Consider the following 21,213-nt stretch of genomic DNA (forward strand, 5'->3'; position numbering starts at 1 on the left):
TCAAAAAAGACTTTTGCTCTTTGCTAGTTCTATTAGCTCCACAATATTGGAAACATTTAACTTTGCCATCAGTCGTGCTTTATAAGTGCTGATGGTTTTTTCACTAAGCAACATATCTATAGCAATTTCCTTATTTGCCTTGCCAAGGCAGAGGTTGCGCAACACTGTCATTTCTCGACTTGATAGGGTGCTGAAAATATTATCTCCATCAATTAGCTCTGCATATTTCCCATGATGCATAACTTTTTTTGGAAAAGCTTTTTTCTGACTCTGGCATTTCAATATAGCCTTTTTAAGCATCATAATATCATCTAATTTTGAGACAAAACCATCTGCTCCGGCTTGCAAACACCTTAACATATTATGTTGACTATCGAGCGCGGAGAAAACAATGATAATAGCAGGCGATCCCTCCATTCTAATTCTTTTAATCACTTCTATACCATCCAAACTTGGAATTCCGATATCAATGATAGTAATATCCGGATTGATTTTTTTAAAAACTGACAGGGCATCAACACCATTATCAACCTCACCCGCAACTATATAATTTTCTTGTTGCAACAATATGCGAATGGCAACTCTTATTGCTGGATGATCATCCACAACCAATACTTTTCTCATGCTCCCTCCAGGACGGATCCAACTGAAAACCAAAATAATGCTGTCTATTCTTAGCTTTACTTGAGTTCCTAAGGCGTATCAAGCCATAGCCAAGCTTTCTAATAGCTTAATGAACGCCTCATCAATCATGAATCTTATCTGGCATTTACTGCTGGAGCTAATACATGAATGTCTGATGCATCATGATTATAGCTGAATGTGGCCATGGCTAACGGAGAGAAAGATCTACTTGTAAATCATTGATAATTAATGCCTTTATAAGATTCCCTACATAACTATACGTTAAGGAATGGTAAAGCAAAGGTACTTTCGATTACCACTTAACACATTGTTATGTCTAGCAATAACTATTTCGTAATAGATTGTTTCAAGCATCCCTGCCAAAACATCGATGCAACAACAGTCGCCGAAATAACCAACAAAAAAACAACAAACTCCGTTGTTGTTTTTTAAATGCACCTTAGGAATTGTCCTACATGCTTTTTGGTCGCATCTCGAAACATGGCCGATTAATATTTTTCCATCTTGGCAAACAGGCATGTCGCGGTGAGATTCCGATAATAAGTGCATTGCATACCAGCCAAGACCACGAGAACGCATATTCAATCACCAGAATATAAAAACAACCGAGGATTTATAATGAAAAAGACTCTGATCGCCATCGTTCTAGCTGGCTTTGCGTCAACTGCTGCCCATGCTGCAGTTGAAGCACCTCCTTCCATTGCAACCTGGAAAGCCACAGCCAAGAAAGATACCAGTAGCGACCTGGTCGTCACTCCGCTGGGCAGCCTCGCATTCCAATATGCCGAAGGCATCAAGGGCTTTAACACCGTCGATGGCCTGTTCGACGTTAGCGTTCAGGGTAATGCCGGCGAGGTGGGCGCTGAGCTGACCGAATTTACCCTCAAGGCCAAGAAGTTGAGCGGTACCCTGAACCACCTGAGCGGCGGTTCAACTGTCGATGTGGGTGTGTTCTGGATGGGCCAGCCGGTCGCTTCCACAGGCTACACCACCCTGATTGACACCGCAGCCGGCATCAATGGTGGCAACCTGGCACCAGTTGCACAGGGCGCCAATACCGCTGGTGAGCGCACCAGTGCTCAGGCCGCCTTCAGCTTCAATATCGACAGCGCCACCGTCAATGGGACAAACGCTCCATTCACCACCCTGCCTGACGGTATCTGGTCTGGTGAGGTCAGCGTTGAGTTTGTCGCCAGCTGGGCCTAAACACGCCACCCGACTCCAACTGGGGGGCCAATCTGGTCCCCCTTTTTTAATTACGGAACACCATCATGCGATTCACGATCTTTCTGCTGGCAGGCCTGTTTTATCTGCCGGTGGTCAATGCGATCAACGTAGGGTCGGTCACGACCTTTATCGATAGCAATGAAACCGAAGTGGCCAAAGAGATTGAAAACAACAGTGACCAGGCTCGACTGGTAACGGTGAATATCTCGCGTATCTCATCCCCTGAAGAAGGAGGGGTAGACATTCCGATGGAGGTAGAGGGTGAATTGCTGCTCTCACCGGCACGCATGATGTTGCCCGCCAAGGGGAAGAACAACGTGCGTTTCTTCTATAAAGGTCCCGCTGATGACCAGGAGCGTTACTACCGCATCACCTGGCGCGATACGGCGCTCTCCATGGATGAGCAGCGCAACGAGAGTCGTCAGGCGATGGCCACTACCTCTGCCCAGATCGGCACCATTCTGGTGGTGACCCCACGCAAGGTACGCTTTGACTATCTCTTGAGCCATGGCGAGCTCACCAATCGGGGCAATGCCTCTTATCGGGTGGTGGCCTATGGTGTTTGCCGCGACCAACCGGGCAAGCAGTGCAAAGAGACCTATTACGACTTGCCGGGCAAACAGCGCGTCTTCAAACGGGTTGATACCAATCACGAGAAGAGTCACGTCGGTCTCTGGCTCGGCAAAGACTTTGCCACCGTCAAGTAACCTTGCAGCGACCAGCTCAAGCAGCAGACTAATCACTACTTTGGATAAATGATGCGCCCCTGGATTCAACAATATGCCGTCAGTGTTGCCGCTCTATTGCTTGCCACCAGCGCAGCCGCAGAATCGATCGCACCGTTGCGCCTTGCCAATGTCATCATTCCAGCCAGTTTTGCCAGTGCACTGCGCGATGGTTTGTCAGTCCCTGTGCTACTGCACTATCGGGATGAACTGAGCGGGAAAGAAACCCTCACCTCAGATCCGATTGGCAGTGCCACTCTGGTGCTCAGAGAACAGCAGTTGCAACTGCTGAATATCGACTTCGGTGCCAGCCAGCAACAGACGCAGCTCAACGAGGCGCTGGTCTCGACCCTCTCTGCCGATAGCGAACAACGCACCTTTGATGAGCAAGGTCATCTGGAGGTCAATTCCGATGCCAGCATGAAGCTGGATTTGCTCACCATGCAGTTGAATATAGAAGTTTCTCGCGATGCCTTTGGGATGGCCGCTACCCAAGATTCAAGCACCAGCCTGACACCCAGTGTAGAGGCGCTGACCAGCGTGCATCGTTACAACTTGGGCTACTCCTTCAACAACACGGATTACGGCTATCTCGACTCCAACTTTGTCCAGCTTGGCAGTACCTTCGGCTACGGGGCGCATCACATGACGCTGGATGGTTCTCTCTTCAACCTGGGCGAGCCACAGCAAAGCGGCACACTTTACAGTGCCATGTACGAGCGGGATCTGGATGATCGTCGTCTGGCCGCTGGCATGGTATCGACCTGGGATTTGCAAACATTGGGCATGGTCACAGCCCTGAACAGCAGACGTATCTATGGTGCTTCTTATGGCAACCAGGCCCAGTCTCGCCAGCAGAACGCCAACCAATCCACGACCCCGGTGCAGGTCTTTATGCCCGCCAACGGCGAAGCGCGCATCTATCGGGATGGCCGTCTGATTGGGCTGCAGAACCTCAATATCGGCAACCAGAGTATTGATACCACTTCCTTCCCTGGTGGTGTCTATAACGTCACCGTTGAAGTCTATGTTGATGGACGTTTGACCGACACCAGCACCCAGCGCGTCACCAAATTGGGAGGGGGCAACCAGTTCGTCGGCCGTTGGGGCTGGCAGTGGTGGGGGGGCTGGATGGAATCAACCTCAGATGAGCAGGGTGACTCTCCCTTGTTGGGCGTATCTTTCTCTCGCACCCTGGATGCCCTCACCTATTCCGGTACCAGCTATGCCTTCAACCAGGCCGTTGTTGCTGAAAGCGGGATACAGTGGCAGGCCCATGAACGCATCAACCTGGGCGCCCAGGCCATGGCCTCTTCTGATAGCGCCTGGCGAGCAGGTAGCAACATCAGCGTACAACCGATCGACAATGTGTCACTCTGGGCTTCACAAGAGAAGCTGAGCAGCGGCTCACGCCTTAACCTCAGCGAAAGCCACCTCTACTCATCAGGACTCAGTTTGAGCCTTGGCGGCTGGCTGAATGGCCTGGGCCAACTCTCGTTCAGCACTACCCATGACAAAGAGATAGGCAGCACACGCAACTATCTGGACTACTACCAGCACCTCTATTCCGGTCGCTATGGCAACCTGTCGATGCGCGCCAGCGTGCAGAGCGGCAATGATGACCGCATCGGTAGCAACAGCAACAAGAGCATCACGCTCGATTACAGCTTGCCGCTGGGCCAGCTGTTCAGCATGGGCATGAGCAGCAACGAACAGGGCCAGAGCATTGCCAACCTCAACTACCAGCAGCGGTTGGAGGGGGTTGTCAACCTGGCTTCTCTCAACGTCCAAAAGGTCTTGAACGGTGATGAACGAGGTTCCCCCGCCCTCTCGGGTACCTTGGGCTTCGAGCATCAAGTCATTAGCGGCACCTCCAGTCTGTCGCGCAGCAGTCAGGGTGATCTTAACGGCAACCTGATCGCACGGGGCTCGATCGCCACTGCGGGTGAACACCTGGCAGCATCAGGCAGGAACGAGGCCAACGCTGGCGTGCTTATCGATACCGGGTTATCTGGTGGTGGACAAATGCTGGCCAAGGTCAATGGCCAGGACTATCCCCTGCAAGGTGAGAAAACCTTCCTGGCCCTGCAACCCTATCAGGAATATGAAATCGAGCTGCTCAACAGCAAAACCAGCATGGACAGCTATGAAATAAACACCGGTAAACAACGTTACACCCTGTTTCCCGGCAACGTGGCCACCCTGGATGCGCGCAACAATATCAAAGAGATGGTCACAGTGTTTGGCATCATCAAGGCAGAGGATGGCAGCCTGCTGACCAATGCCAGGTTGGATAATCACATCGGCAGCACGGTCACCAATGAAGCAGGGGAGTTCTCTCTGGATGTGGATAAAGCCAACCCCATGTTGATGTTCCGCCGCGGCAGTGATTTTTGTGAGGCGGAGTTGGATCTTGAAGAGCAGACTGGCGCCGCCTGGATAGGGGTCATTACCTGCAAGGGGCTGCCGACATATGCGATGGTGACAAGGAATTAACCGTGAAGACCTCTCTTTGCTCGACGCAATGGTTGTACGCTGCGCTGACTGCACCGGATATTGGGTCATTGTGATTAAGCACGACGCCATCATTTCCTGTTAATTGAAAACGAAACCGAGGACAGCTGGCTTGTGAGACCGATAAAGGTGGTACAAGCAGCACCTTATCAAGGAAGGATGTATCACTCCGGGTAATGTTGATGACAATCAAAGCTCCGGTCACTCATCGAATGATCGACAGATGGTGAATAGCAAAATGCCCCAGGCCATGATGAAGGTCACCAGAACTTATTATTGGAAGAGATAGATATGTATCGTACTTTCTTGTGTTTGATCTCGCTGGTTTGGGGGCTCCCCGTCACAGCCATTGATATAGGTGCCATGACAGCAATCATGGAACCATCAAGTGATTTGATAGCGCGGACCATTATTAATAATGACCGTTTACCCAAGGTGTATGAAGTCAAAGCACAGAAGATAAGCGACCCCACAGCCAAAGGCTACCCATTGGCCATGTTGCCCGGTGAGCTGCTGTACACCCCCAAACGCTTTGTACTGCACGAAGGGCAGAGGCAAAATGTCAAACTCTATTACAAGGGAGCCAAGGATGATCAGGAGCGCTACTATCGCGTCTTTTTTGTCGAATCACCCGCAGCCCAGCTTGAAAAAAAACCACCCGTCGATCGCAAAGGTACACTGGAGCTGAACATTGAGGTGCAATCCATTCTGGTGGTGCGACCCCGTCAGGAGAAATTCAATTACGAGCTCGATGAAAGCGAAGGGACGATTCGCAACACAGGCAACACCTTCTTTGAGTTTATTGTCAAACAAGGCTGTGATGAACCAGACAGCACGGCAGATACCAAATATCTGCTACCGGGGGAGACTTGGTATAACACCAAGATTTCACAATCCGGCAATCAGAAGCTGATCGTGTATGACCGCCGTTTTATGACCATAGGTCAAGCATGCTCACCAGCTTAACGCATAAGCGTATCCGCTTCTCTTCGTGATGATGCATCCCTAAACGTCGCGGACTGAAAACAGTATTCAAGACACGACTGGGTTGACATATTTTGAACATATCAGGATAACTCATGACACATCTTTCCAAAATATTGCTGCTACTGCTAGGTAGTTACCAGGTGATGGCCAACACCCCGGTCCGTTATATCGACAAAGAATCGAATCTGGTCATCGTAAGCGTAGAGGGGCACCCCGATTTGCTCATTCGTACGCCTAAACCTACTGATGTTAACATCTATAACCTGGACAAGACCAATGGAGTGTTGGCTTTTAGTAACGATGATAATTTTTTACCACGAGTCTTACCTGATGGTTACAAACTGGATGTATGGGAGGATGGCCCCATTTCCTTCCCGTATGCAAGTTTGCTGTGTAGCAATAATAATGGTGGCAATTTTAGGCAGGGGTGCAGCGGTTTCAGTCCACGAGCGAGGCCTGCTCAGATAGACGCCAAAGGCTTTTATGGCTTCAGCGACTATGGGCACAGTTCCTATGGTTTGAGCAGCAGATTATCGCAAAATACACTCTGGTATCTGCGCGATGCGCCGGTAGGCACATCGATAGTGCGTGACCTCCACTATTGCATCTACCAAGATACAAACAATTCCAATCGTTGCACCGCCCAAACCCAGCCACACGACTGGCGCGTGCGTAAATTAACCACCAATAAGGCCGGGCACATCAAGTTTGTCAGCAAAGATATCAATGAAGAGATTGTGATAGATAGCAATGGCAACCCTACTCCTGCCCCCGGTGGGAGCGGCGCCTGTATTGCTGACAGGGTGGGCGATAGCGATGGGCTCACATGCACCATTGCCTCATACAACCTAAGCTGGGTACCGGCTCCGTATCCCCCTTATTCACCCTTAGATGAATATTTCTTTTCTATGGTTCTCAAGCAAAGACTATCTGGTAGCAATGAATTAATCGCCTTCAAGTTTGGCCCACAAATTAACTGGGCGCCTATTTATCCTGGGAATACAACTATAGTGAACTCAGCAAGGATTAGAAGCCGGAGCGGAACAGAACAGATTAAAGTATTTTTCAATAATGCACTTCTCAAGAGAATGTACAAGCAAAATAAAATACATTTCGATGACATTGCGGAACTGTATGCCACATATTCAACCGGTTACCTGTTTGGTCTATCCATACCTTTTAGGGGAGGGTTTGAGTTTATACCGCGAGCACAGACAGTGAGCATCAAGTCGGCCGATGGTAACCCATCGCCTTATCAGACCGGTGAGGTGGGCAAGGACAATCTGGTGTTTAACTACGAGCTGTCGGAAACCGGTTATACCAATGCGGCCCGACTGGAGGTCAAAGTCACGCAAGATGTCGGTATTCCCCATCAGGGTCGGTGTACCTTCTACCCGGACGGACAAATCGAATCCTCCCGGGCAGTGCCTGTGCCTACCAGCATCATCTTCAACTCTGTTGGTAACCAGCCGGTATCCACGCCCATAGAGTGTAATGGCCCTCCCATAGACCTGAGGTCCAGAAAGATTATTGAATCACGACCAGCACAAGAATGGGATGAGGGGGGTATAGGTTATACCCGCTTCTATGACCTGGGCCTGCAATTTTCACTCACTGACAATATGACCAGAAAAACAGTGAGCGGTGATGACTGGGAAGGGCTCGTTCATCAGAGTGGAAAAATCATTCTTACCGGTCTCTGGAATTGATGCTGCCAATATATTAACCAAATTAATGCCTGGCTTTGCCAGGCTGAGATAACACAACAATTAATGAAAATGCCATGATGAATACTATTGCCTCGCGGTGCAGTATTCAATAAAAACAATACCACATCTGCAAACATGGCCTGTCGACTGAAATAAAACATGTCAAAGCATGACTACTTTGAAATATTTAAAACACCCTCGAGAAATTTATGAAAAACCTTGTAAAAATATTCACGCTACTGCTAAGTAGTTCCCAAGTGATGGCCAACACCCCGGTCCGTTATATCGAACGAGCGTCAGACATTGTAATCCTTAGCGTAGAGAACCATCCCGATTTCTTGGCTTATACCCCTGATATAACTTATGTTAACATCACTAATCTGGGCGGTACATCTGATGGTGTATTGGCCTTTAACAATGATGTTCCTTTTCTGCCATCAAGATTACTGGATGGCTACAAACTAGATGTATGGGAGGATGGCCCCATTCCCTTCCCGTATGTGGGTTTGCTGTGTGACAGTAATGGCTCTAATAAGCAGGGATGCATCGGCAAGAATACACGTGTGAGGCCCGCTCAGATAGACTCCAAAGGCTTCTATGGCTTCAGCGACCCTAGCAGTCGTACCGTTGGCTTGCTCAGCAAATTATCGCAAAGTGCATTCTGGTATCTGCGGGATATGCCAGTAGGCACATCGGTAGTGCGTGACCTCAACTATTGCATCTACCAAGATAAGAACAACTCCAATCGTTGCACCGCCCAAACCGGGCCAGTCGACTGGCGCGTGCGTAAATTAACCACCAATAAAGTCGGACACATCAAGCTTGTCAGCAAAGATATCAATGAAGAGATCGTGATAGATAGCAATGGCAATCCGCTCCCAGCCCCCGGTGGAAGCGGCTCCTGTGTTGCCGATACGGTTATTTACGCCAAGGGGATCTCGTGTACCGTTGCCTCATATCAGCTAGATTGGAACGGCACTAGCAGTTCGCCCTTAGCTCCTTTTTTCTTTTCTGCTCGCAAGATCACTCTTTATGATAAAGTGGCTTTTAAGTTTGCCAATGAGGACTGGGTTGGCTTGCAAGGTAGCAACTATTCAAGCTCTCAAAGAGTAAGGGAGCAGCGTGGCACATCACAGATAAAAATGTTTTTAAGTTCAAATTTAATAAAAAACATGGCAAATGACAAAAAATTAAATATAGATAACATAGCCCAACTTATCACTTCATATACTAACTCGCCTTTGGACGGTTTACGCATACCATTTAAGGGCGGTTTTGAGTTTATACCGCGAGCACAGACAGTGAGCATCAAGTCGGCCGATGGTAACCCATCGCCTTATCAGACCGGTGAGGTGGGCAAGGACAATCTGGTGTTTAACTACGAGCTGTCGGAAACCGGTTATACCAATGCGGCTCGACTGGAGGTCAAAGTCACGCAAGATGTCGGTATTCCCCATCAGGGTCGGTGTACCTTCTACCCGGACGGACAAATCGAATCCTCCCGGGCAGTGCCTGTGCCTACCAGCATCATCTTCAGCTCTGCTGGTAACCAGCCGGTATCCACGCCCATAGAGTGTAATGGTCCTCCCATAGACCTGAGGTCCAGAAAGATTATTGAATCACGACCAGCACAAGAATGGGATGAGGGGGGTATAGGTTATACCCGCTTCTATGACCTGGGCCTGCAATTTTCACTCACTGACAATATGACCAGAAAAACAGTGAGCGGTGATGACTGGGAAGGGCTCGTTCATCAGAGTGGAAAAATCATTCTTACCGGTCTCTGGAATTGATGCTGCCAATATATTAACCAAATTAATACCTGGCTTTGCCAGGCTGAGATAACACAACAATTAAGGCAGATGCCATGATGAAATCATGGCATCTGCCTTAGTATAACATTACTACACATTCTTGTTCTGTATATTTATAAAACCACAGTTATAAATATCTCAAAACTGCGCACCACTCTAAATAAAAGGCAACTATACTATGCTTTTTATGCGCTTAAAAACTCATTTAAAAGTCATCAACATGACAACAACTTAATTGAATAGGCGAGAGTGGTAACATCGGCATAAAAACGCCCAATAGGGAGGGTAGCCTATGCAATAGGCTGAGACTGATTCAGTATAAAATGACGAAAACAATCGCAATATGGCTTTCAATTCATTATAGATTTTATTGTTTTTGCAACAGTAGTCCTTCCTTAAATAGCTGGCGGGCATGTTCAGCATCGATATGTTCAAACAATGCTGGATCAGGACAATGAAGAACCTGAGCACGTAACCGATGAATATCTTGCCCCGCAAAGGCGGGTTTATTTGTAAGAAATAATGCGTAAACATTTTGATAGACAGACGCACGATTTTTCTTTGCCAATTCAGATGCTGTATGCCACAAAGTATTACCCGCAGTATCGATCAGGCATTTCCCACCTTTGGAAAAAACCCGAACCGGCAATTTCAATGGCAACTCAGGGAGACGCTTGCACGACTGTGCCGGCACCTGACCCTTGATTAGTGGCCGTCCTGGCGATGACCAATAGATAGTTTGTTGCGAACTTAATAACTGACAGGATACTGGAATACGCAGGGTAAACAAATCTTCGATTATACCGCCTTGTAATGGCACCAATTTATCATCACCCCGTAAAAATAGCTCTCCCTGGACGCTGGGTGTGATTAGCATCATGCGCAAGAATCCATCCCGATAGCTTTGGAACTGAAATGACTCTGCAGCCCATGACCATTGAAAAATACATAACAACCCTATCACCCGAGCAATCATCTAATACCCCTTTTTCATAAGGGGCATATTTCATTGCACTCAGTTGAACAATAAAAGAGCTCGCCACACAAAAAGGAAAGTTCTTACATGAATAGGTATGGCAAGATCTCTGCACAGATTTTTCTTCCTATCAACAGAACTGGCCAGCCACCCAGCCGGAGGACCAGGCCCACTGGAAGTTGTAGCCACCCAGCCAGCCGGTCACATCCACCACTTCGCCGATGAAGTATAGGCCGGGCACCTTGCGTGCCTCCATGGTCTTGGAGGAGAGCTCGTTGGTATCGACGCCACCCAAGGTCACTTCTGCGGTGCGATACCCCTCAGTGCCGTTGGGCAGGATCTGCCAGTCACCCAGCAGGTTGGCGATCGCTTCAAGTTCCCGCTCGTTGTACTGGCGCATCGGCTTGCTGACCAGCTGACCCAACTCCACCAGCTTGTCGACGAAACGCTTGGGCAGCTCGCGCCCCAGCACGGTTTTCAGCTCCTGCGCGGGGTGCGCTTGCGCCCATTCGCGCAGGGCGGCCGGAATATCCAGCTCCGGCAGCAGGTTGATGTGGATCTTCTCGCCAGCGTGCCAGTAGGAGGAGATCTGCAGGATGACGGGGCCGGAGAGGCCGCGATGGGTAAACAGCATCGCCTCCTTGAAGCGAGTGCCATCCTCGGCGGTGACCGCTACCGGCAGGCTGATGCCCGCCAGATCGGCAAACGCCTCTTTCTCCGCCTGATGGAGGGTAAAGGGCACCAGACCGGCGCGGGTCGGCAGCACGTTGAGGCCGAACTGCTCCGCCAGCTTGAAGCCATAAGGGGTCGCACCCAGCTTGGGCATGGAGAGACCGCCGGTCGCCACCACCAGCGAGTGACAGCCGATCTCACCCTTGCTGGTCGTCAACACAAAGCCTTCGTCCTGCTTGCTGACGGTGAGGATCTCGGTCTGGAACTGCAGGGTCACCCCGGCCCAGTCGCACTCAGTGAGCAGCACATCGACGATCTCCTTGGCACTCTCGAGACAGAACAGCTGCCCCAAGGTGCGCTCGTGATAGTTGACCCCGTGGCGATCCACCAGATCGATGAAGTCCTGCTGGGTATAGCGAGCCAGCGCCGACTTGCTGAAGTGGGGATTCTCCGACAGGTAGGCGTGAGCGCCCGCCTGATGGTTGGTGAAGTTGCAGCGACCACCGCCACTAATGAGGATCTTGCGGCCCGGCTTCTTGGCGTTATCGAGCACCAGCACGGAGCGGCCACGGTAGCCCGCCTGCGCCGCACACATCAATCCGGCCGCACCGGCCCCGATCACCACCACATCGACCTGCTTCATCATCACTCACTTATCAAAATAGAAACGGCACCTGGCCAGAACCGAGATTGCCTCTGGCTGACATCACAACGGTGACTGCCCACCAGAATAAACAACGGCCCTTAAAAGGGCCGTTATTGTACTGGCTGAACACTAAGTGTCCACGACTATCAGGCGTTGCTGTCCATGATGCTGGCAGGGGCGCCCTTGGCCAGTTCGGCCAGCTCCTTGTCGATGAAGTAGAGGCCCTTGCCATCTTCACCCACCAGACCCAGACGGTCGACGATGCTCTTGAACAGCTTCTCCTCTTCATGCTGCTCGGCCACATACCACTGCAGGAAATTGAAGGTGGAGTAGTCCTGGGTAGTGAAGGCTACGTGGGCCAGACCATTGATGCACTTGGTGATGTGGTACTCGTGCTCCAGGGTGGTACGGAACACGTCGCCCAGCGACTTGAACTCGTGGGGAGGGGCATCGATGGCACCCAGCTTGGGCATGGCGCCGGTCTCGCTCACGTAGGTGAACAGACGCTCCATATGCTGGCGCTCCTCGACCGCGTGCTGACGCAGGAAGGTCGCCGCCCCTTCAAAGCCCTTGTCTTCGCACCAGGCGCTCATCTGCAGATAGAGATTGGAGGAGTAGAACTCCAGGTTAATCTGCTCGTTCAACTTCTCGATCATGGCTTGGGCCAGCATCTTGTTTCTCCTCAGTGATTTGGTATCGATTGTCGCCACACTCCCGCCGCGAATCAACCCGCCAACGAGAGGGAGATCCCGTTTCTTTCAGCTCAGGGGGTCAGCTCCCTAAGGGAGGCGACATCCACCGGCGCAGCATAATCGACACCCGGCAGCTCGAAGCCGTTGAGCTGCATGAAGTCCTGCCGCAGCCCGGCAAAGTCCCCCAGCCCGTGGAAATTGTCCGGCGTCACCTTGGGCCAGAGCGCCGAAACGGCGGCCTGAATGGCCGGGTCGAGCTCGTGGTCATCCATCCGGATCAGCCGGTTACCATCGGCCACCACCCCATTGGGCCCGTACATCTTGGCGGCGAACAGTCGCTGCATCTGCTCAATGCAGCCTTCGTGCACACCGCGCTCCTTCATTACCCCCATCAGCAGGCCCAGATAGACCGGCAGCACCGGGATATAGGCGCTCGCCTTGGTCACCAGCGCCTTGCAGACCGACACCCAGGCGTGACCACCAATCTCGGCCAGCTGCAGGTTGATGGTCTCGGCGGTGGCGTGCAGATGCTCCTTGGCATAACCGATGGTGCCATCCCGATAGAGGGGATAGGTGGATTCCGGGCCGATGTAGGAGTAGGCCACGGTTTGCGCACCGGGGGCGAGACAATCCGCCTGCTGCAACGCCTGCATCCAGAGCTGCCAATCCTCGCCGCCCATCACGGTGACGGTGTCGCGGATCTCCTCCGGCGTTGCTGGTGCCAGCGACTGCTGCACCAGGGTATCGCGCTCCAGATCCAACCCCCAACCGCTGAACGGCTGGCCGGTGGTCTTGAGCACCGAACGCACCTGCGTGCCATCGGGCAGCACCCGGATGCCGCTCGCGAGCGAATAGATCACCAGATCCACCTGCCCAAGCTGCTGGCGGATGGTGTCGATGGCCTGCTGGCGCATGCCGTCGGAGAAGGCATCACCGATCAGGTTGATGGCGATACGCCCCTCCTGCTCCGCCTCCTTGCGAAACCAGATGTTGTTGTACCAACCGGCGCTGCCCAATCCTTTGTCGGAAGAGCCACGCTCGAAGGAGATGCCGATGGTGTCGGCACCGGCACCGAAGGCGAGTGCAATGCGCGACGCCAGTCCAAACCCGGAGGAGGCACCCAGCACCAGCACCCGCTTGGGGCCGTTGAACGGGCCAGCAGCCTTGATCCGTTCGATCTGCTGCTGCACTGCGGCGCGACAGCCGATAGGGTGACAGTTGCGGGCAACACAACCTTGAATCTGGGGATGAATGATCATGGGAAGGCCTCCAAAGAAACTGGCTACAGCATAACCAAATCGAAGGAGATTAACTTGATGCCGGATCGCTATCAGTCAGAAAAGCGGCAAGAAATGAGGCAGAAAAACAAAAGGGAGCACGTGGCTCCCCAAAGCGGTATTCAGATGCTTTTTGTTGTTTTGTGTTCATTGCGAAGCACGGGCCCATCCTATGCCTCTCCCCCCAGATCGGCAAGCCGAGGGGTGTGACCGGCGTCAAACTATTGTTTAATTTATAGGCGAATAGTGGTTAATAACTGAGTGGCTGACCCTGTGTCACACGTCATTAAACTCATTTAAATCCCAAAACTGTGCCTGAGGCACCATTTTAGTTTCAGCAGAGATTGGTATAGTGGGCTGAAGGATCGGTAAGGAGAACCCCCATGAGTGGAACAACCTATTACAAGCATATTCTGGCTGCGATCGACCTCTCTGAAGATAACCGCAAGGTGATAGACAAGGCGGTGGACAGAGCCCGCTCCAACGGCGCCAAGCTGTCGGTTATCCATGTCGATGTGGACCTCAAGGATCTCTACACCGAGATGATCGATATCGACATCGACAACGTGCAGGATCAGGTGATCGCCGAAGCGAAAGAGAAGCTGGAGGCATTTCTGGCCTCGGTGGACTATCCCATCGAGAAGAAGCTGGTGATCTGCGGCGATCTGAGCGAGCGGGTCAATCAGGCAGTCAAGGAGTACGAGATCGACCTGCTGGTGTGCGGCCATCGCCAGAGCTTCTGGAGCCTGCTCACCTCCAGCGCCCGTCAGCTGATGAATACGGTGCCCTGCGATCTGCTGGTCGTCCCCTTGCAGAAGTAATGAAACCGGCGTAGTTTGATTTGCTATGAATATGACCGCATTCAATCACAACTACTGGTGGTGCTGCTCCTAAACAGGCGGCACCGCGTTTCTATTGTAAATTTCCCAAAGAAAACACCGTGACCGCCGAGAGGCGGTCAACTGTTTTTATCCCTTTGTCGCCTCCCGGCTCACCCAACTGGAGAGAGTGACATGCACAACCCCGTAATCCTGACTGGCGATCGTCCCACCGGCAAACTGCACATCGGCCACTATGTCGGCTCCCTGCGCCAGCGCGTCGAAGCCCAGCACCACTACCGTCAATTCGTGATGATCGCCGACTTGCAGGCGCTGACCGACAACGGCCACAACCCGGCCAAGGTGGCCGACAACGTGCTGGAGGTGATGGCCGACTATCTGGCGGTCGGCCTCGACCCGGCCAAGACCACCTTCTGCCTGCAGAGCGCCCTGCCCGCTCTCGCCGAACTCACCTGCTACTACCTCAATCTGGTCAGCGTCGCCCGGCTGGAGCGCAACCCCACCGTCAAGGCGGAGATCCAGCAGAAAGGGTTCGAACGCACGCTGCCGGCCGGTTTTCTGGTTTATCCGGTGAGTCAGGCCGCCGACATCACCGCCTTTCGCGCCAGCCACGTGCCGGTCGGGGAAGATCAGCTGCCGATGCTGGAGCAGACCAACGAGATCGTCCGCCGCTTCAACTCGCTGGTAGGCAAAGAGGTGCTGACCGAGTGCCAACCGATCCTGAGTGACACCGGCCGCCTGCCCGGCATCGACGGCAAGGCCAAGATGTCCAAATCCCTCGGCAACACCATAGAGCTCGGCATGTCGGCGGAAGAGGTCAAACAGGCGGTGTTCGCCATGTATACCGACCCCAACCACCTCAAGGTGAGCGATCCGGGTCAGGTGGAGGGAAATACGGTGTTCGCCTATCTCGATGCTTTCCACCCCGACAAGGCGCTGGTCGCCGAGATGAAGGCCCACTACCGACGAGGCGGACTGGGGGACATGCGCTGCAAACAGGTGCTCAATGACTGCCTGCAAACCCTGCTCGCCCCGATGCGGGAGCGCCGTGCTGCGGCCATCGCCGACAAGAAGATGCTGCTGGAGCTGCTCTATCAGGGCACCGAGCAGGCTCGCATCATCACCGATGAGGTCTTGGCAGAGGTGAAAAGCACCATGGGGCTCGACTACTTCGCCAGCATCCGCTGAGCGGGAGTCCCGAGCGCATCGTCGCCGTAGAGGTCGAACACCAGCTGGTGCAACAGGCTCTTGAACCAGCCTATCGCCTCGTCGTGGGCGGTGAGCGGGTGCCCCGCCATCAGGTAGACGATGGGGATTGCGGGGTCGAGCTGGTGCATCCGCAGCGGGTAGTAGCGGCAGAAGTGGCGCCCGATCATCTCGGGCACCACCACCAGATAGCGGCCGGTCGCCATCAGTGGCGGCACCGCCATAAAGCTCGGCAACCGCACGCCCAGCTCCCGCTCCACCCCGAAGCGGGCCAGCCAGAGCTCCACCATCGCCTGACTGTGACCCCAGCTGGAGGTGTGGATGTGGGGACGGCTCACCAGCTCGACCGGAGTCAGCACATCGGGCAATTCGCTGCCGAGCGGCGACAGGCAGACCAGCGGGTTGTTGAACCACTCCTCCCGCCACAAGCGGGGTGAGAGGTGATTCGCCCCGGCGAAACCGATCACCAGATCCAGCTCCCCCTTCTCCAGCTCCCGCTCGTAGTTGCTGTCGGCCAGCTCGCACACCTCCAGCCGACAGTGAGGGGCCTGCCGATGGAGCCGCTCCACCAGCACCGGTACCAGTCCGTGCTCTACCGAACCCGGGGTGGCGATGCGGAAAATCCGCCGCGCAGTGGCTGGATCAAACCCCTTGGCCTGCCGCAATCCCTGCTCCAGCATCGCCAGCGCCTGCCGTACCGGACCGGCCAGCGCCTTGGCTCGCTCGGTCGGCATCATCTCGCGCCGACTCATCACGAACAGCGGGTCATCCAGCGCCACCCGCAGCCGCCCCAAGGCGTGACTGACGGTGGATTGGGAGAGATGCAGCCGTTCGGCGGCACGGGTGACATTGCGTTCCTGCATCAGCATGTCGAATACGGCGAGCAGGTTGAGGTCGAGACGGGCGAGCGAGCTATCCATCGATATTTGCCATAGTTAAATGCCAACAATTCATTTTTACCATAGTAACAGATTGCCTAGAATGCGCTGGCTTAATACATCGGAGATTCAAATGCGTAGCTATCTGTTATTGCTGGCCATTGGCCTGCTGTGGGGTTCCCAATTCATTTTCATGCACCAGGCCGTTGCCGAGTTGCCCCCCATTCTGGTGGCTGCCGGTCGTGCCCTGTGCGGCAGCCTGACCCTGGGTCTGCTCTGCCTGTTCATGCGGCTCAAGAGTGAGCACACCCCGTGGCGCACCTATATGCTGATCGCCCTGCTGGATGCCACCATCCCCTTCATCATGGTCGCCTGGGGCCAACAGTATGTGGATAGCGCCGTCGCCGCCGTGGTCATGGGCTGTATCCCGTTTGTGACCATTCTGGCTGCACCGCTGTTTATTTCTGGTGAAAGAATCACCAAAACCGGTCTGCTTTCCGTGATCATCGGCTTTGCCGGTGTGCTCACCCTGTTCTGGCCGAAACTCTCCCAGGGCATGAACGCCGGTCTGCTCGGTGCCATGGCCATCCTGCTGGGTGCCAGCTGCTTCGCCATCGGCCTGCTGATGATCAAGCGCTTCGCCAAGGACCATCCGGTAGTGGTCGCCCGCAATATCCTGATCTCCTCGGCAATCCAGTTGCTGCTGGTCGCCCCCTTCATGGTTGATCTCGGCAGCCTGACCCTGCCGAGCACCCAGGCCCTGAGCGCGATCACCGTGCTGGGTACCCTCTGTACCGGTCTGGTCTACTTCCTCTACATGGCGCTGATCCAGAAGGCCGGCCCGACGTTCGCCTCCTTCAGCAACTATCTGGTGCCGCTGTTCGGCGTGATGCTGGGTGCCCTGTTCCTCGGCGAGCAGATCCATCCCACCACAGGTGTTGCTCTGGCCCTGATCCTCGGCTCGGTCGCCATGAACCAGTGGGCGCAACAGCGTCGCATGCAGCGCGAGGTATCCCTATGTCAGGCATCCTGACCACACTGTGCGGTGGTCTGGTACTGATTGCCGGCTGGCAGTATCGCCAGCGGCTGGCCGGGATCCTGGGCCTGCTGATGGTACTGCTGCCCTGGTTCTTCGATAGCAAGCTGCAAGCCATGCTGAGCTATGCCCTGAATGCCTGAAGTCCATCTCTGAATGTGTGACGAGAGTCTATCTCTCCTGTTTTTGGGACTGTTTTAAAAAACCTCCGATTTGTCCCCCGCTACCGGCGCTCTGCGCCGGTTTTTTTATGCCTGCCAGCCGGCGTCAGATCAGATAGCGATAGCTGAGTCGCTCGTTCTTGCGCGGCCCGGTGATCTGCCAGCTCAGCAGAAAACCACCGTCGATCTCGGTCAGCTCGGCGCTGTAGTGATCCGCCCCGCACAGATGGGGCTCGGCGGTCAGCCAGCGGCCATCCCCCTGCGGCAGCAGCTCGAACAGTTCGACCGGCGCCTCATAACGCAGATGGGAGAGACGGATCCCCCGTTCGCTGCGCTGCCACCAGAAGCGGTTGTGCATGGCGAGCTCCCTGCCATGAGGCGTGATGTAACGGCCCTGCTCGTTAAACAGCCAGCCCCCCTGATGATCGGTCACCTGCACACGCCCCTCGCCCCGACCATTCCAGTCGGTCGCCGACCCCTCGCTATTGCTGGCGGTAAAGGAAAATGCTCCGACCTGTGGCAATCGCGCCCATAAACGCTGGATTGCCGCTTCCATCTCGGCCATCATAGCCCCCTTAAAATTGACAACTGATGATAAATCAAACACATGAACTACTTGATAGGGGTCACCCTGCTCTGGTCATTCTCCTTCAGCCTGATCGGGGTCTACCTCGCTGGCCAGGTGGATGCCTACTTCTCGGTGCTGACCCGCATCGCCCTCGCCAGTCTGGTGTTTCTCCCCTTCCTGCGCCGCCGCTGGCTGCGCCCCGATCTGGCGGCCAAGCTGATGGCGCTGGGCGCCATCCAGCTCGGCATCATGTATCTCTTCTACTACCACTCCTTTCTGCTGCTGACGGTGCCGGAAGTGCTGGTCTTTACCATCTTCACCCCCATCTACGTCACCCTGCTCCACGACCTGCTGGAAGGGCGCTTCAAGCCCACCTATCTGTGGGGCGCCCTGCTGGCGGTGCTCGGGGCTGCCGTCATCCGCTTCGACGGCCTGACCGAAAGCTATGTGCTGGGATTTATGGTGGTGCAGGGGGCCAACCTCTGTTTCGCCCTGGGTCAAGTGGGCTACAAGGTACTGCTGGCACGGGAGGCGGAGCAACCGCCGCAACTGGCGGTGTTCGGCTGCTTCTATCTGGGAGCGCTGGTGATCGCATTGCCCGCCTGGTGGCTGCTGGGCAAGCCGCAATACCCAACGTCAGGGTTGCAGTGGGGCATTCTGCTCTGGCTGGGGGTGGGTGCCTCCGGCCTAGGCTACTTCCTCTGGAACAAGGGGGCGACACTGGTCACCAGCGGGGTGCTGGCCATCATGAACAATGCGCTCATTCCGGCCGGCTTGCTGGTCAATCTGCTGCTCTGGGGCAAGGATACCGACCTGACCCGACTAACCATCGGCGGCCTGCTGATGCTGGCCTCGCTCTGGGTCTGCCAGCGTGACAAGCGCGGCCAACCCTGACCTCACTCAGCCGACGACGGTGTTGTGCTCCCGTCTGGCCTGACTGTGACAGCTGGCCAGCCGGGCCAGCAGATGATCGAGCTGCTCGCCAGCCTGACTCTGCACCAACCCGATGCTGACGGTGACCGGCCGCTGTGACAGCAGGCTGGCATCGGCAATCTCGAGGCGCAGCCGCTCGGCGATCTCCAGCGCACTCATCCGCTCGGTCTGGGAGAGCATCAGGATAAAACCGTCCTCATCCCAGCGGGCAAAGGGATCTTCCCGCCGCAGTTCGTGGCGTACGATACGCGCCAGCTTGGCCAGCATGGCGTCGCAAGCCGCTTCGCCAAACAGTTGCTGGATTTTGGCCATGTGATCGACCGAAAACTGCAGCAGACTGAAAGTGCCACTCTCGGTCGCCAGCCGCTCCTCCAGCAGTTGCTCGAAACGGCCACGGCTCTCCAGACCGGTCAGCGGATCGGTGCCATGTCGCTCCTCCACCAGCACGGCAGCGGGATCGAGGTGACGGACGACCCCCAGCAGATAACCCCGCTCATCGCGACGCATCCGCTCTTCCAGCCGGATGTAGTGACCGTGATGATGCAGAATGCGGTATTCGAGGCGCAGACCGCTGCTGCGGCCGCTCTGGCAGGCGAGCAGGGCATCCTCCAGCCGGGCAACATCGTCGGGATGAACCCGATCCAGCCAGCCGAGATCATCCGGCCAGCACTCTCCCAATCCCAACAGGCGCAGGCAGGAGGGATCACGCTGCAGTCCGTGTTGGGCTGACCAGCTCCAGATCCCCGCCTCCAGCAGCGCCATGGCATCAGACAGCAGACCCGGATCAAGCCGGGCAGTCACATCGACCAAAGGTGTCTTGAGCATTTCCATGGGGCGCCTCGAAACAGGATCTGAATACCTGCTCAATAAGTAACATTGGCGTTCACGCCGAGCAACAGGGTCAGATCGCTTTTCCCTGATACCCGTTCATCAAGGTCTGCCAGTTCTCCGGTACGAAGTGGAAACTGGTATGCAGTTGAGACTCTTTATTGAATGAACGGAGCAAGCGTTCCAGATTGGCCTTCTGCCATTCGCCGGGGGAGCGGATCGCACCCTTGTCAAAATCGATCACCCACACCTTGCCCTCTTTATCGAGCAGCAGGTTGTGGCTGTTGAGATCGGCGTGATAGACCCCGGCATCGTGCAGCTGACGCACTGTCTGACCTATCTTGTGCCACACCTCGGTCGCCACCGGCCCCTGCTTGAGCAACGCCACCATATCCTTGGCACCGCGAATTCGCTCGATCAGGATATCGGCACGATAGAAGGGTCCCTGTTTGACCATGCGGGCACCAAACGGACGCGGCACCGGCAGCCCCAGCTCGCACAGCTTGGCCAGCAGGGTGTATTCGGCCATGGCGCGGCTCGACTCGACCCCTTCGAACCAGAAGCGATCCCGCACCACCTTGCCCACCATGCCGCCGCGATAGTAGTGGCGCAGCACCAGATGGCGGGACTCATCCTTGACGAACCAGGTCACCCCCCGCCCGATGGAGGTTCCCACCACCTGACGGTTGTTCTGCCACCAGGCAGGATCGAATAACTGGGGAGAGGGGTCGCGAAAGGCCCCTTCGGCATACCAGCAGATCTGGTTGTGTTCGGTCTGTACTCGCATCGTGGAGATCCCGCTCGGTGGGTCATGGATCGCAATTTTTCAATTGGCGATGAGGCTGCCGCTCTGGCATGCCCGCAATAGTGGCCTTTAATC

At 54.5% G+C, this 21,213-nt stretch carries 20 protein-coding genes; 11 read left to right on the plus strand and 9 right to left on the minus strand.

Annotated elements, in window-relative coordinates; genetic code table 11:
• Positions 1 to 624 (minus strand): response regulator, encoded by a 624-nt coding sequence (locus G5137_RS13935; RefSeq protein WP_421203623.1) that lies wholly within the window; start codon positions 622 to 624, stop codon positions 1 to 3.
• A gap of 639 nt (positions 625 to 1,263) precedes the next feature.
• Between G5137_RS13935 and ecpA the strand changes: the two genes are divergently transcribed.
• From ecpA to G5137_RS13965, 6 genes are all read left to right on the plus strand, one after another.
• The gene (ecpA, locus tag G5137_RS13940) at positions 1,264 to 1,851 is read left to right on the plus strand and encodes a common pilus major fimbrillin subunit EcpA (protein ID WP_421203624.1); all 588 of its coding nucleotides are present in this window, start codon (positions 1,264 to 1,266) and stop codon (positions 1,849 to 1,851) included.
• A gap of 65 nt (positions 1,852 to 1,916) precedes the next feature.
• On the plus strand, positions 1,917 to 2,579 hold the full coding sequence (locus G5137_RS13945; protein ID WP_421203626.1) for a hypothetical protein: 663 nt from the start codon (positions 1,917 to 1,919) through the stop codon (positions 2,577 to 2,579).
• 51 nt (positions 2,580 to 2,630) lie between these two features.
• Positions 2,631 to 5,093 carry a TcfC E-set like domain-containing protein gene (locus G5137_RS13950; protein ID WP_421206747.1) on the plus strand — a complete coding sequence of 821 codons (2,463 nt, stop codon included), beginning with the start codon at positions 2,631 to 2,633 and terminating at the stop codon, positions 5,091 to 5,093.
• Positions 5,094 to 5,402: 309 nt separating this feature from the next.
• Positions 5,403 to 6,077, plus strand: a complete 675-nt coding sequence (locus G5137_RS13955) for a fimbria/pilus periplasmic chaperone (RefSeq protein ID WP_421203629.1) — start codon at positions 5,403 to 5,405, stop codon at positions 6,075 to 6,077.
• Positions 6,078 to 6,190: 113 nt separating this feature from the next.
• On the plus strand, positions 6,191 to 7,807 hold the full coding sequence (locus G5137_RS13960; protein WP_421255559.1) for a hypothetical protein: 1,617 nt from the start codon (positions 6,191 to 6,193) through the stop codon (positions 7,805 to 7,807).
• A 209-nt stretch (positions 7,808 to 8,016) separates the two neighbouring features.
• Entirely contained in the window at positions 8,017 to 9,600 is a 1,584-nt protein-coding gene (locus tag G5137_RS13965; RefSeq protein ID WP_421255560.1) for a hypothetical protein, read from the plus strand.
• 388 nt (positions 9,601 to 9,988) lie between these two features.
• Here the strand turns inward: G5137_RS13965 and G5137_RS13970 are convergent, their stop codons facing one another.
• The 4 genes from G5137_RS13970 to fabV form a co-directional block, all read right to left on the minus strand.
• Positions 9,989 to 10,597, minus strand: coding sequence for a hypothetical protein (locus tag G5137_RS13970; RefSeq protein ID WP_421255561.1), 609 nt, complete (start codon positions 10,595 to 10,597; stop codon positions 9,989 to 9,991).
• 130 nt (positions 10,598 to 10,727) lie between these two features.
• The gene (locus G5137_RS13975) at positions 10,728 to 11,912 is read right to left on the minus strand and encodes an NAD(P)/FAD-dependent oxidoreductase (protein WP_421236173.1); all 1,185 of its coding nucleotides are present in this window, start codon (positions 11,910 to 11,912) and stop codon (positions 10,728 to 10,730) included.
• Between the two features lie 149 nt (positions 11,913 to 12,061).
• Positions 12,062 to 12,586, minus strand: coding sequence for a non-heme ferritin (ftnA, locus tag G5137_RS13980; protein ID WP_005339225.1), 525 nt, complete (start codon positions 12,584 to 12,586; stop codon positions 12,062 to 12,064).
• A 92-nt stretch (positions 12,587 to 12,678) separates the two neighbouring features.
• A complete protein-coding gene (fabV, locus tag G5137_RS13985) occupies positions 12,679 to 13,866 on the minus strand; it encodes an enoyl-ACP reductase FabV (RefSeq protein WP_421255562.1) in 1,188 nt (395 codons plus the stop codon).
• 401 nt (positions 13,867 to 14,267) lie between these two features.
• Between fabV and G5137_RS13990 the strand changes: the two genes are divergently transcribed.
• Together G5137_RS13990 and trpS are read left to right on the plus strand one after the other, a co-directional pair.
• Positions 14,268 to 14,705: a universal stress protein gene (locus tag G5137_RS13990; protein WP_005339229.1), complete on the plus strand. Its 438-nt coding sequence runs from the start codon at positions 14,268 to 14,270 to the stop codon at positions 14,703 to 14,705.
• A 192-nt stretch (positions 14,706 to 14,897) separates the two neighbouring features.
• Positions 14,898 to 15,911, plus strand: coding sequence for a tryptophan--tRNA ligase (gene trpS / locus G5137_RS13995; protein ID WP_421255563.1), 1,014 nt, complete (start codon positions 14,898 to 14,900; stop codon positions 15,909 to 15,911).
• Here the strand turns inward: trpS and G5137_RS14000 are convergent.
• Positions 15,890 to 16,849 (minus strand): LysR family transcriptional regulator, encoded by a 960-nt coding sequence (locus tag G5137_RS14000; RefSeq protein WP_005339232.1) that lies wholly within the window; start codon positions 16,847 to 16,849, stop codon positions 15,890 to 15,892. The genes trpS and G5137_RS14000 overlap by 22 nt on opposite strands.
• Positions 16,850 to 16,940: 91 nt before the next feature.
• Between G5137_RS14000 and G5137_RS14005 the strand changes: the two genes are divergently transcribed.
• Both G5137_RS14005 and G5137_RS14010 read left to right on the plus strand, forming a co-directional pair.
• Entirely contained in the window at positions 16,941 to 17,840 is a 900-nt protein-coding gene (locus tag G5137_RS14005; protein ID WP_421255564.1) for a DMT family transporter, read from the plus strand.
• Entirely contained in the window at positions 17,825 to 17,986 is a 162-nt protein-coding gene (locus G5137_RS14010; RefSeq protein WP_005339236.1) for a hypothetical protein, read from the plus strand. Before G5137_RS14005 ends, G5137_RS14010 begins: the two co-directional genes overlap by 16 nt.
• A gap of 124 nt (positions 17,987 to 18,110) precedes the next feature.
• Here G5137_RS14010 and G5137_RS14015 read toward each other — a convergent pair whose 3' ends face one another.
• Positions 18,111 to 18,572, minus strand: a complete 462-nt coding sequence (locus G5137_RS14015) for a DUF6314 family protein (RefSeq protein WP_080771398.1) — start codon at positions 18,570 to 18,572, stop codon at positions 18,111 to 18,113.
• Positions 18,573 to 18,611: 39 nt separating this feature from the next.
• Between G5137_RS14015 and G5137_RS14020 the strand changes: the two genes are divergently transcribed.
• On the plus strand, positions 18,612 to 19,466 hold the full coding sequence (locus G5137_RS14020; protein ID WP_139741965.1) for a carboxylate/amino acid/amine transporter: 855 nt from the start codon (positions 18,612 to 18,614) through the stop codon (positions 19,464 to 19,466).
• Positions 19,467 to 19,472: 6 nt separating this feature from the next.
• On the opposite strand, the gene G5137_RS14025 is transcribed toward G5137_RS14020, so the two are convergent.
• Together G5137_RS14025 and G5137_RS14030 are read right to left on the minus strand one after the other, a co-directional pair.
• A complete protein-coding gene (locus G5137_RS14025) occupies positions 19,473 to 20,336 on the minus strand; it encodes a GGDEF domain-containing protein (protein WP_040069586.1) in 864 nt (287 codons plus the stop codon).
• A gap of 70 nt (positions 20,337 to 20,406) precedes the next feature.
• Positions 20,407 to 21,120: a 3-deoxy-D-manno-octulosonic acid kinase gene (locus G5137_RS14030; RefSeq protein WP_005357122.1), complete on the minus strand. Its 714-nt coding sequence runs from the start codon at positions 21,118 to 21,120 to the stop codon at positions 20,407 to 20,409.
• Between the last annotated feature and the right edge of the window lie 93 nt (positions 21,121 to 21,213).

Source organism: Aeromonas sp. 600282 (genome assembly GCF_049175755.1).
GTDB classification, from domain to species: domain Bacteria; phylum Pseudomonadota; class Gammaproteobacteria; order Enterobacterales; family Aeromonadaceae; genus Aeromonas; species Aeromonas veronii_A.